General features: G+C 42.7%; 8 protein-coding genes. 2 read left to right on the top strand and 6 right to left on the bottom strand.

The genetic code is table 11. The features are described from left to right. The first annotated feature begins 24 nt into the window (after positions 1–24). Positions 25–822, top strand: a complete 798-nt coding sequence (locus BV902_RS10610; RefSeq protein WP_075991899.1) for an SMP-30/gluconolactonase/LRE family protein — start codon at positions 25–27, stop codon at positions 820–822. Positions 823–854: 32 nt separating this feature from the next. Here BV902_RS10610 and BV902_RS10605 read toward each other — a convergent pair whose 3' ends face one another. The 6 genes from BV902_RS10605 to BV902_RS10580 all read right to left on the bottom strand — a co-directional run bounded on the left by BV902_RS10605 (position 855) and on the right by BV902_RS10580 (position 10,665). Then, complete coding sequence (locus BV902_RS10605) at positions 855–1,493, bottom strand: GntR family transcriptional regulator (protein ID WP_075991898.1); 639 nt, start codon at positions 1,491–1,493, stop codon at positions 855–857. A gap of 67 nt (positions 1,494–1,560) precedes the next feature. After that, positions 1,561–4,209, bottom strand: a complete 2,649-nt coding sequence (locus BV902_RS10600) for a hypothetical protein (RefSeq protein ID WP_075991897.1) — start codon at positions 4,207–4,209, stop codon at positions 1,561–1,563. A 4-nt stretch (positions 4,210–4,213) separates the two neighbouring features. After that, the gene (locus tag BV902_RS10595) at positions 4,214–5,206 is read right to left on the bottom strand and encodes a DUF4466 family protein (protein WP_075991896.1); all 993 of its coding nucleotides are present in this window, start codon (positions 5,204–5,206) and stop codon (positions 4,214–4,216) included. An 8-nt stretch (positions 5,207–5,214) separates the two neighbouring features. Continuing rightward, on the bottom strand, positions 5,215–5,610 hold the full coding sequence (locus BV902_RS10590; RefSeq protein ID WP_075994715.1) for a hypothetical protein: 396 nt from the start codon (positions 5,608–5,610) through the stop codon (positions 5,215–5,217). A 25-nt stretch (positions 5,611–5,635) separates the two neighbouring features. After that, positions 5,636–7,468, bottom strand: coding sequence for a RagB/SusD family nutrient uptake outer membrane protein (locus tag BV902_RS10585; RefSeq protein ID WP_075991895.1), 1,833 nt, complete (start codon positions 7,466–7,468; stop codon positions 5,636–5,638). Positions 7,469–7,479: 11 nt separating this feature from the next. After that, the gene (locus BV902_RS10580; RefSeq protein ID WP_083663559.1) at positions 7,480–10,665 is read right to left on the bottom strand and encodes a SusC/RagA family TonB-linked outer membrane protein; all 3,186 of its coding nucleotides are present in this window, start codon (positions 10,663–10,665) and stop codon (positions 7,480–7,482) included. A 376-nt stretch (positions 10,666–11,041) separates the two neighbouring features. Between BV902_RS10580 and BV902_RS10575 the strand changes: the two genes are divergently transcribed. Continuing rightward, positions 11,042–12,562: a PQQ-dependent sugar dehydrogenase gene (locus BV902_RS10575; RefSeq protein WP_075991893.1), complete on the top strand. Its 1,521-nt coding sequence runs from the start codon at positions 11,042–11,044 to the stop codon at positions 12,560–12,562. Positions 12,563–12,565 lie beyond the last annotated feature (3 nt).

Below are 12,565 nucleotides of genomic sequence, written 5' to 3'. Positions count from 1 at the left end.
AAATAAATTTTAAAATTTTTAAAAATGAATATTCTCATTGAAGGACTTCTTTTTCCAGAAGGCCCCGCTTTCGACCGGGAGGGTGGCCTATGGCTTGTGGAGAAAGAAGCAGGAAACTTGATCTATTACAAAGACAATCAGTATAGCAGAATAGCTGTGAATGGACATCCCAACGGAATTGCAATCGACAAAAACGGCATAATATGGTTTTGCGACTCAAAACAAAACAGCATCCGTTGCTATGATCCCTTCAACAAAACCACGACGACAATAGTCACGGAAATCGCAGGGAAGCCATTAAAAATGCCCAACGACTTATGTTTTGATACCGAAGGGAACCTCCTATTTTCCTGCCCTGGAAGTGACCTGGAAGATGGCACAGGCTACATCTGCTGTCTACATAAACATGGTGCGCTTACGAAGATCCACACAGGCCTTTTTTACCCAAACGGATTGGCCTTTGCAGCAGACAACTGCACACTTTTTGTTGCTGAAACAGGCACAAAATGGATCTGGAAAATGCACTGGAACAGCTTGACACAACAGGTAGAAAACATCGAAAAATTCATAGAAACAGGCGGTAGTATCGGCCCGGACGGCATAGCTCTCACGAACGACAATTATCTTTTTGCAGCGATTTATGGATCGCAACATATCCTATCCATTGATACCAAAAACAAGACGACCGAGAAAATACCTACGCCGGGGAAGAATCCAACAAATTGTGCTTTAGACCCAAAAGGCATTCAGGGACTTATGATTACAGAAGCTGAAAAAGGGCAATTGTTGCAGTGGGACAGCACAAAAAAGGGTCTATTGTAAACAATAGACCCTTTATAAAAATCAAAAAAACATTAAACCAGTTCCAAGGCTTCTTGCTCGCCCCGATCCAAATGATGAACCAAGGTGGTATAAGCTTTATTCCAGTCATCCGCTTTCAGCGCATCAACAATAGCGCGATGCTCCTTCTCCGTATCCAGGTAATCTTCCATCTGCCCCATAATAGCCCCAAGCTTCATATGGAATAAGGGGATGTTACTATTCTTGTAAATAGAAATCAACCTTGAATTGCAAGTTCCCTCAATAATACGCTCATGAAAACGAACATCCGCCTCGCAAGCACCACCATAATAGCCTTTACTGACCATGTCGGAAAAATCGTTGCAGATCAGTTCTAAATCTTCGATAAGCTCTTTACTTTTCTTTGAAAACAGAATCTTTAATGCGCCTATCTCCAACAGCTCACGCAGCTCACGAATATCCTTCACATCTTCGACCGTCATTTTCTTCACAAAGCAGCCACCTTTTTCACCAAACTCAACCAGACTCTCCCCTGCTAAACGCATAAAAGCCTCACGAACAGCCACTCTACTCACCGCCATCTTATCCGCCCAAGCACTCTCCACCAATCTTGCCCCGCCAGCCAGCTGACTGGACAAAATTTTCTTACGTACTTCTAAATAAACTTTATAGGCAAGCGAATCCTCTTTCATATTGTATACAATTTTATGCAAAAATAAGAATACAAAATCATTAAAAAAAATTTAAACAATGTATTCTTTAATTAATCTTTCCCTCTTGGGCTTCATACTGCCTTCCCGGCGACAAATAAATAGTTTCGGCTTTAGATTTCCAACTGGTGGTATGATTTCCTTTCAGGACATTTATATTAAAGCTACTATTTTTTAATGAACTTTTCATATTCCAGAAACCATCTTTCAAACCGACCACAACAACTTCATACTGTTGATCTCCCGGCACCACAAATTCAATGGGCTCATCAAGATATTGATTTGGTTTGGCCACCACCAGTAAACGATCAGCTACTCTTATGAGGTAATAATTCGCTTTTTCCTCCGAATACACTGGTAGTTTTGAAGAGCCACTCTCCGTCATCTGAAAAACCGAAGCGTAACTGGCCTGATCACTTTCCTGCTTGGGTGAAACCATAATCCGTGTTCCCCTAGCTTCTGGCCATGGAGACTTGACCTGATAAAGTTCACCAAAAACAAAAGCAGTCGAATCACCCGAATACAACTTCACCGCACACTCTTTTAACTGTGGCTTCAGCAAATCAACATAAGTAGAACCGGCTGCGTTTTTAAATTTACTGCTCAACACAAAACCTGTTCCACTTCGTACAGGCTTTTCAAGCGTATTGATCTGCCAATAGGGTTCGAATTTCTTATCATTGGTCTTAAGCTCATCCAATAAGACAATGACAGCAGGCACATCCTTTCTTTTCAAATTCAAAAACAGGAAACTTTTTGCATAGGATTTTACTTTAGCCGTATATGCCGCCGTTAGATCCATATTGAAATAGCTATAGCTCGGCTGAATGGGATCGTTACCAAATGCGGATGCCCTGATCCCTCCGGTATGGTACCAGGAATCATTTAACACCTCGTCAACCGTGCGCGGAAAACGCTGGCTAAACCGAGTCCCACCATCGTTTGTTTTGGTCCTGAATAAAAGCGGTTCCGCAGGATCACGCACCAACAGCATACTGTGCGCAACCGACCGCTTATTAAAGTTAAAATCATAAGGGGAACCATACGAAAGATACAGCCCAAGATCACCAACCTGAATACCATGATGATAAATCTGCAGTGCACCTGCATCGGCATGCTGATGATTGCCGAAATGATAACCGCCCCCCTTAATTTCTGCAACCACATCGGAACTTCCGTTCTCTTCGCTCCACCCTGTCCGGGCAACCATAGACCCTAAAATAGGTCCAAAATCTTTCGTCAACGGCATTTTCTCACGGTCAAAATCAGGCTTCAATTTTGGATCATCCAAGAGGAGAAACAAGATTGGATTGTCGGGCAAACCGCCCTGCTTGACAAACTCAGCCTTAATTACCGGATTGCCTGAATAGGCATAACAAAGCAGCATGGTCTGTGGATTTTTCCAATAAAAATCAGCACTACTGTTGTACTTTACATTGAACATATCGCCGTCGCGTAACATTTTTCCGTCAGGCGTGCGCATATACAGCCAATAATAGGGCATATTCTTGATATTATCGTCAAAAACCGGATAACCGAGCATGCGATAATACAACCAGGCTCCATGCATTTCCCACCCAAAGCGATAGCCACCGTAATCAACACCTTGATTATGGCGCGGAGACTGATACTCAAACTTGCGCATGGGCACCAACTCTTCCAAAATAGAATACGAAGTATACTTGTAAGGTACCGGATCCTCGTCATATAAAGCAATACTCATTGCCAGCAGATCGCGCGACACCTGCGCCTCATTGCCATGCCCATTGATAATACTTTCGATACCAAAAAAGGGAGGCCAGCCAATTTCCATATCTTGCGCCAGACGCATCATATTTTTATGCAGACTGGTCTTAAGGTGCACATCCAATAATGCATAACACCAGTCATACACCAGTGCACCCGTATAAATTGCACGCCCCAACTCGCGTGTAATATCACCATAGGAAACATTCCCGAACTCCAACATCGTCAAGTATTGATCGGCCAGCCTGACTGCCTCCCTGCCTATTTTTTCGTCACCGGACATGAGGTAATAAAACGCTTTTGATTCAATCGCACGCTCGAGCTTTTCGTCGTAAAACATTTCCTTATTCGGATCAAAAATAAATTGAACAGGTTGTTGCGCAAGTGTTTTCACTTTCCCCCAAGCTTCCAGATGCTCCGCTTCTTCCAACCGCCCCTTAACGACCGGCAATGATTCTTTATTAACCCATAGCCTCGGGTGACCTGTAGGAGGAACAATCTTTGGTTTATAATTTTCTGCTGCAGCTGGCGCAACCGGAGGTACAAAGGCATTGATCGAAACAGCTTTAATCTTAAAATAAGCTGGCAATTGCATACCGACCGTCTGCTTCCCTTTCTCAAAATAAAATTTACCAAGATCTTGCTTCGCACCTTTAAAGCTGTCAAATACGATCCGTTTCGTCGATCGTGCAGCGCGAACATCAATCATCGCATACAGCGTCATCATACCTGTTTTATCTGCCGCCTTAATTTTATCCAAATCGGTAACCTCACCTTCAGAAACCAAGGTATAGACACCAGCCGTCGGAACATCCACCTGCACCTGCAGGCGCTGTCCATTTCCTTTTATCGAAGTAACCTTTGCCTGCTGCCCATAGGACGTTCCAAGGATCGCCATAAAAGCGATCCCCAGCATAGTACCTTTAACTTTTAGCCATATCCTTGCACCCATATCTTTATTTTACTTGCAGCCTTTTTACACTGATCTTCATTTCTTTTGTCGTATTATTTACGCTATTGACAAATACATAAGCATTGTATTTACCATCAGCCGTTTGCAGCCATATTCCCGATTCAGCTTTTAAATTAATCGCAAAATCTGGCGCATCTACGAACGATTTATCTTTCAAATCCACATCGTCCACAAATACACTGTATTGCAATCGCGCCAATTGTTGATCGCGCACCGTCCAAGCCTTCACGATCTTCGTTTTATTTGTCAGTCCCGCAGGTAAGGTGAAGCTCGGCAAATAACTGGCATCCGTCGTGGGAGCAACCAAAGAATGTGCGTAAGTCACCGTTGGCAACGCCCGATACAAATAGACCAAATCAATCTTATCCGGGTTTGCTGCCGCTTCGGTAGCGGTATACCATTTTAAGTCGGCCACAGAAAAAAAGCAGGCCTCGCCGTCTTTCCCGATCAGGTCCAAGGCCATATCCATATTACGAACCGCATAAGCTTCGGTCTTCAAGGCAATTTCCTGTCCATTACTGGACCTCGCCCTGAACGTAAAAGTGACCGATTTACCTTTTGCTACTGCCGGTATTTTGTAGCTATAACGCAGCGTTGAAGCGGAGGTATCTTTTGTAAATTTCACTTCCATACTATTCCCATTTATAATCGCAGGATCACCAACGACAACACCTACATCTGTCCCTGTACTACTGGTATAGTACGACTTGTTTTCAAGGATGGTACCTTCATCACCGGCAATACTGGCTTCTACAGAAATGGATGTAAGCTTCCCCTGATCTGGCAAAATCGCCGCAGCATATGCAAAGTCTATGGTAGCCCCAACCACATTTGGCCCTAAAGAGCGCTTAATAATATCGTTTTGCAAACCATCTTTTGCTTTTGGAATTTCATAAGCTTCTTCTTTACAAGAACCGAACAACAAGAGCCCAAATCCGATGGACAACAGCCCTATTTTTAAATAATTTGTTTTCATCAGCTTACTTATTTTTGTACTGTCAAATAAACTTTATACGTCTTACGAACCTTTCTATTTCCAGACACGACAGTCCATTCACGTGGCGTATCCAAATTGGAAAAATCTTCTTTTCCTAAAATTTTGGGATCTAAAACCGCATCGGTGACCAGAGAAAACTGTGGGTATAGATTTTTCAAATCGGTACCAAAGAGCACCTCCACCTTTATGGTTTGTTCAACGGTATCTACCAACGCAGCTTTGGTACGCACCGTCTGAAAGTCGGCGCCCAACAGCTCAAAGCTACTGACATAACATTCCGACCTGGTCGTGATCAACAAACCATCCTCATCCATTGGATAATCATCCTTACAACCGGACAAGCTAACGAACAGCATACCGATTAAAAATAATGTATATTTCATTTTATTACAGTCAAGTGTTACCATATTATTTCCAAGGTATATTTTGTGTTAAATTCGGATTCCGCGAACGTTCTGTTTCCGGAATTTGATAGATATAACACTTTTGATAAGTCAATTCAGACTCATTGAAGAAAAAGCGTTCCCAATTATTTCCAAAACTATCCTGGAACCATTTTCCATCACCATAAGGTTTGCCAAACACCGTTTCCAGTTTACGCCATCTCCTCAAGTCAAATGCGCGCTGTCCTTCGCCAAACAACTCAACAATTCTTTCCTGCTCGATGGCATCAAAAAATGCATCACGAGACGAGGTTTTAGCTCCAGCAAGTGCAGGTAGGTTACCACGACGCCTAACCTTATTAACCAAATCAATTGCATCCGCCTGTGGACCACCAATCTCATTGGTTGCTTCAGCATACATCAGGTATACGTCAGCAATGCGCATCAAAGGCCAATTGTAATTTCCATCACTACGCGCCACACCACCATAATTGCGCACAAATTTACGCGATTGCAATCCCGAGAGATTTGTGGTATTATCGGTAAAGGAAGTTTTGTAGGAGACACCGTTAACTGTCACCGCAGCTCCCCAAGTTTTGTAGACAAAGGGAATATAACCTGTGGTCTCCGTAGGGCTCATACTCATAATCAATTCGTAATCCCACAACAAAGTCGCTTTCATGCGATAATCGCGATTTCGGTACGATTCAGGGTTCACCGCTGAATTTGCCGTAGTACGTGCTGCAGGATTTTTCACTGGATCTAGCTGAACCATCTTTGGCAAGAAATCTCCCGTAATGGTAGATTGGTAACGGTCGGCCAATTCATAGCGCGGAATCGCCTGATTCTGTCCTAAAGACACCAATGGCCCCGTCCATACCCGCTGGTATTCCTCACTTTGTTTTGTTCCCACACCACCATGCGTCAGTACCATGACCATTTCCTCATCTTGGCTCAAGTTGCCCGTAGAAGGTATAAACATGTAGTAATAATTTGGGAGCACATCAGCCTTCCCCAATTCACCCCATTGACCCGGATCACCATTTCTAAACATTTTGATTCCAAAATCATTGATCACACGTTTAAAATCCGCAGCGGCCGCAGTATATGCCGTTTTAGCCTCTGCAGCAGATTGTACAAATCCATCCAATTCAGGCCATCCATTTTTCTTCCACGAACCCCAATACAGTTGAAACTTACCACGAAAGGCCAATGCAGCAGGCTTACCGGCACGACCAATTGCAGACCCCTTGTTGGGCAATTTGTCCACCGCATAGTTCAAATCAGCCATAATAGAATCCTTCAGCTGTGCAATAGGCATTCTCCGCACCGTATCAGCCTCTATGGGAGCTGGCGCCGATTTATAAAAATAAGGCACATCACCCCATAGGGAAATCAATCTAAAGTATGCAATGGCGCGCAACAACTTGGCCTCCGCCACGATAGTTTCCAGGGTTTGTTTTACAGCATCAGTTTTTGCTACGGGCAACAAACGCGCATTGGTATTTTCGATCACAAAGTTAGAACTGAATATAGATCCATACAATGCTCTATACATTGCCGATGCACCGGAGCCATAATTCATCGGACTATTGACCGTTAATGAAATAGGCGCCGCACCAGTATTGTACATTTTAAGGAAATCTCCATGTCCATCAAAATGATAGTCGCGATCAAAACAAGGCCTAAATATGGAATAGTTCGCCATTAACGCAGCAAGCGCGTCATTTTCGTCCACCCAGAACGTTTCGGAGCTTGGCGTTGTTGTTGGATTCTGATTCAACAAATCTTTGCGGCACGCGGACAAACCAAGAAGCAGCAAAGAAGAAATAAACAATATGTTATATATCGATTTCATAAGTTCAAATATTATAAGTCTACATTCAGTCCAACCACAAAACTCTTCGTCATCGGATAAGCATCATTGGTATAGGTACTTTTCTCCGGATCTAAGCCTTTAAAGCTCGTCAATACCGCTAAATTATCGACCGAACCAAATACACGTAACTTCTGGATACCCAGCTTCATCAGTAATTCTTTCTTAAAAGTATAGCCAAGCTGCAGATTTTTCACCCTTAAATAAGACATGTTTTGCAGCCAAAATGTGCTCAAATACGCATTTGGACTCGTTGATCCTAATGTACTTGGAAGCAGCTTAGGATAATCAGCATCGCGATTGTCCAGGCTCCACATATTATTCCACTGGTCCTCAGTTATAGCCTGATTTGCCGTTCCTAAAAAGTTTGAATTCGCTTTGTTCATCCAAAATTCCTTTCTTCCTGTGGCAGCCTGCAACAGGAAAGAAAAATCAAAACCTTTGTAGTCCACCGAACCTCTAAATCCGTAATTCACCTTTGGTCTACCCAGTTGATAAGCTGGATATGCCACACGGTCATTCGCATCCAATTTGCCATCACCATTGACATCTTTCAACAAAATATCTCCCGGAGAAGCGCCCTGAGGAACAGCATTATAGACATCCTCCCAAGACTGAGCAATGCCCAACGATTCGAAAGCATAGATAAAATTATAAGGCATATTAATAAATACCGAACCTCTTTGCAACTGCTCATTCCAGGACAGCAGCTTGTTCTTGTTATACCCAACATTAAAGTTCAACATGTAACCCACATCTCCCTTTCGGTCATTCCAGGTAACATTTGCTTCCAGCCCTTTATTCATCATATCACCAATATTACGTCGGGGGGCAGTGAATAAACCCGTCAGATGCATAGATACATCCGAAGGCCTGTTCATACCGATCGTCTTTCTTTCGTAATAATCCAGCTCCGCAGTCAGTTTATTTTTAAAGAATCCAAGATCCAAACCCAAATTAAACACGCGTGTCTTTTCCCAAGTAAGGTCATAGTTGATCAGTTTCTTATTGATCAACCCTTTGACAACAGACCCTGTCCCTGTACTATTGTCAATCAAATAATAAGGACTAGAGACCAAAGATTGCTTCTGCTCATACAATCCGACACCACTATTATTTCCCAAAGAACCATAAGAAGCTCTAAATTTGGCCGAACTCATCCTGATCTTTTCCTTAAATGCCGACATAAATACCTCGTCTGAGATCCGCCAGCCCACTGCCGCAGACGGGAAAAAACCATATTGATCACCCGGCAAGAAACGTGAAGAACCATCTACCCGGAAGTTCCCTTCAAACATATACTTTCCGAAGGCCGTATAATTTAATCGTCCAATATAAGAACGCAAACCTTCTGCCGATGATGATCCCGACACATTTTGCACGTCTTCAGAAGCGCCATCAATTTCATGTAGACTAGGGTGCAAACGATCTAAGCGACTACCTGCTAAAACACGATTATTCCAATATTCTTCTGAATACACGGCCAAAGCAGAGAAATCATGGTTAGCGCCAAACTTATGATCGTAACTCAATTTGAAATTCAGCTGGGTTTTGTAATTGTTCCGGTCTGTATTATATATCCCATCATTTGTCGGTACAAGATCCCGGATAGACAATCCCGTCCGGATGTTATATAATTTTGTCGGCATATCTGCCTTCCATTGAAAACGCGTATCATAATTTAGGGCATAATCCACTTTAGCCTCAAATCCTTTAAATGGCTTCCAGTTTAAATAACCATTCACCAAAGCCTGCTTTTGATTCATGTGGTTTTGGTTGCGCGTCATGTAATCGGCATAGATATTATTGGCCTGCGGACTTTCATTGTAAGACATTGCACCGCCATAAAAACCGGTAATAGGATCATAAGGCAATATACCTGCTGGTGAGGTAAACAGGTCCATCCCACTTGTCGAGTTGGCAGTCATACCGTCTTCGTAGTTATAACGGTAATCGGACCAGTTTCCGGAGAACCGCACCCCAGCACCGATGGTATTGGTTACTTTTGTTTCGAAGTTAAATGCAGCGTTATAACGTTTAAAATCATTATTGATCTGTATCCCCTTCTCATCCAGCATACCGACAGACAAATAGTAATTATTATTTTCAGTTCCTCCATTAATGGAAACATTATAATTCCCACTTTGACCATTGCGGAGAATAACATCCCACCAATCGGTACTTGGATATAATCTTGGGTCGATCATACTTAAAGCCAACCATTCGTCGATGGTTCCATTCTTAAAATTGAATGCAGATGCGGCCGTATTATAGGCTTGTGCCCTTTGAGTAGCCGTCATTGCTTTCGCATAATTATTGACAAAATCAAAAGAGCGGGTAGGTTTCACCAGCGATTTGTTGGCACTAAAGGAAATAGCCGTCCTACTGTTTCTTTTACCAGACTTTGTCGTGATCAATACAACCCCATTGGCCGCTCTGGAACCGTATACTGCAGCGGAAGAAGCATCTTTTAGTACGGTCACACTTTCAATATCATTCACATTTACACGGTTCATATTGACATCGGGCATTCCATCGACCACGATCAGCGGTCCAGCACTGTTGACCGTCCCCAATCCCCGGATCAAAAGATCCGCTGCATTATTTCCGGCCATTCCGGAGTTTTGACTTACGGCCAAACCAGGAATAACACCTTGCAATGCCTGCGAGGCATTGGAAAGACCCCGACTCGAGGTCGATTGATCAAAATTAACACTGGCCACAGCACCGGTCAAGTTGCCTTTTTTCTGCTTACCATACCCCACCACAACAACCTCATCCAGTGCATTTTCGCTCGCATCAAGCACCAAAGCCTGCACATCTTTCCCCGACACCACTTTTGTATTAAAACCGATTAACCGAAATTGAATCTGATCTGAAACGGACCCCGTTAATTTAAAACGACCTTCTTGATCCGTAACGGTAACAGTTGCATTTTTAAGGTTACGCACTTCCACACCGGACAGTGGCTGCCCTTTGGCGTCCAGCACCTGCCCGACAAGCTGCTGCTGAAATTTAGCTAAACCCGACGAAGGGTTTAAAACATCCGAGATCGGAATCTTTCCATTGTTAAGGGAAGAAGGTACATTTGCCAATGCAGCCATCGAAATAAAAGGTAGCCCCACCAAAAGGCAACTCCTGTTTATTACATCCCGGATTTTAATCTGCTTTAGTATCATGAATACTCAGGTTAAAGTGGTTAAATAAATGATTTATAAGCTCTTTAGTTTATTGGTATTTTTTCAGGAAACATAACACTCGACCCTAATATGGTCTAAATTGCATTTCCTTAATTATCATAGTGAATACAATAATATATATTTTTTGTATACAATTCAATATTTTTTTTACTTTTTTACAAAAATAGGGTGGCTAACACATTCGTGACAATTCCAAAACACCGCTCTTTTAGCTGTGTAATTATAAACTAAATCGTATTTACTTTAGGCTGATAAAATATTTTTGTATACAATTTTACTTATTTTTTGTATATTTATTTTTATTCAACTACATTTGACTAACCAAATAAATCAAAGGAATAACCGTAGATCCTATATGAAAAAACAAACCTATATTTGGCTTGTATCGCTGGTCCCGCTACTATCCTCCTGTTCTTCCGAGACGGAAAGAGAAAGTAAGCCAATAAATAACATCCAACTGGAGCACAGCATACTATCGCTATCAAAAGAAGCTACAAAACTCCATGTGCCATGGGATTTACAATATGACCGGATCAACGATGCCATTCTGTTTTCTGAAATCGGAGGAAGTATACGAAGACTGGATACAAAAACAAAAGCTGTTACTTTGGTGGACAGCCTCACCGACGTTTACCACCAGCGCACGTTGGGACTATTGGGAATGGCGCTGTATCAACCCGAACAGCAACAGGCCTATCTTTACCTTTCTTACACCAGCAAAAAGGACAGTCTCATTTTCTCTAATTTATATCGTTACGATTATAATACGACAGGCACGTTGTCAAACCCAAAATTGCTTTTACAGATTCCTGGAAACACGGGACACAACGGTTCCAGGGTTATTGTTTCGACAGACAAAAAAGTGTATTGGGCTACAGGAGATGCCGCAAGTGATACCTTTGCACAAGACAGCACCTCATTAAATGGCAAAATCTTACGCCTCAATCTCGACGGGAGCATCCCAAAAGACAATCCAATTGCAAATAGCTATGTCTATGCATGGGGATTTCGGAACATGCAGGGACTTACCCATGATCCAAAAGGCTTAATTTACACCTCCGAACATGGCGATGCCATCGAGGACGAAATCAACCTGATCCAACCGCTAAAAAATTATGGCTGGCCGCAGATTGAAGGAATGATTGACACGGAAAAGGAAAAAGCTATTGCCAAAAACTCCCCAAGACAGGAGCCCATTAAATCGTGGACCCCAGTCGTTGCACCATCCGGAATGGCGTATTACGGTTCTAATGTTATCCCTGAATGGCAACATAGTCTATTGCTCGCGACTTTAAAAAATCAGTCTTTACGTATCCTAAAATTATCCGCCGATGGTCAACAGATCGTCGATGAGAAGATCCTATTCAAAGATCAACTTGGCCGGCTAAGGTCCGTATTGGCCTTACCCAATGGAGACATTTATTTCTGTTCAAGCAACCGTGACTGGAATCCGCAAAAGGGGTTTCCAAAACCTGATGACGATGTGATCTACCGCCTCCGTATTACCGATAAAGCCTCTGCACCAATGATTAAACCCCTTGCAGCCAACACGGCCAACTCCCCTGCCAAAAGTGGTCAGGCATTATACGAAGCCTATTGCGCATCCTGCCATAAAGCAGATGGAAAAGGACTTACAAATACCTTTCCTCCATTAGCCAATTCATCTCTTGTCAAAGGCGACCCAGCACCGCTATTGCAGGTTATCCTCCATGGACTGAAATACAAAACAATAAACAACGTCAAATACGAAAGTGCAATGCCATCTTTTTCATTCTTGAAAAATGAAGAGGTCATTGAAATCACCAATTATATCCGCACACACTTTGGAAATTCTGCCCCTAAAATCAATCAACAGCATTTAACCTCATTACGATAAATC

The sequence above is a fragment of the Sphingobacterium sp. B29 genome, from assembly GCF_001952815.1.
In the GTDB taxonomy this organism is placed as follows: Bacteria; Bacteroidota; Bacteroidia; order Sphingobacteriales; family Sphingobacteriaceae; genus Sphingobacterium; species Sphingobacterium siyangense.
This window is presented reverse-complemented; position numbering and strand designations above follow the sequence as displayed.

Excerpts from the sequence above, each read along its gene's own strand:
- BV902_RS10575 (WP_075991893.1), top strand. The coding sequence starts at position 11,042 with ATGAAAAAACAAACCTATATTTGGCTTGTATCGCTGGTCCCGCTACTA.
- BV902_RS10585 (WP_075991895.1), bottom strand. The coding sequence starts at position 7,468 with ATGAAATCGATATATAACATATTGTTTATTTCTTCTTTGCTGCTTCTT.
- BV902_RS10595 (WP_075991896.1), bottom strand. The coding sequence starts at position 5,206 with ATGAAAACAAATTATTTAAAAATAGGGCTGTTGTCCATCGGATTTGGG.
- BV902_RS10605 (WP_075991898.1), bottom strand. The coding sequence starts at position 1,493 with ATGAAAGAGGATTCGCTTGCCTATAAAGTTTATTTAGAAGTACGTAAG.
- BV902_RS10610 (WP_075991899.1), top strand. The coding sequence starts at position 25 with ATGAATATTCTCATTGAAGGACTTCTTTTTCCAGAAGGCCCCGCTTTC.
- BV902_RS10590 (WP_075994715.1), bottom strand. The coding sequence starts at position 5,610 with ATGAAATATACATTATTTTTAATCGGTATGCTGTTCGTTAGCTTGTCC.
- BV902_RS10580 (WP_083663559.1), bottom strand. The coding sequence starts at position 10,665 with ATGATACTAAAGCAGATTAAAATCCGGGATGTAATAAACAGGAGTTGC.
- BV902_RS10600 (WP_075991897.1), bottom strand. The coding sequence starts at position 4,209 with ATGGGTGCAAGGATATGGCTAAAAGTTAAAGGTACTATGCTGGGGATC.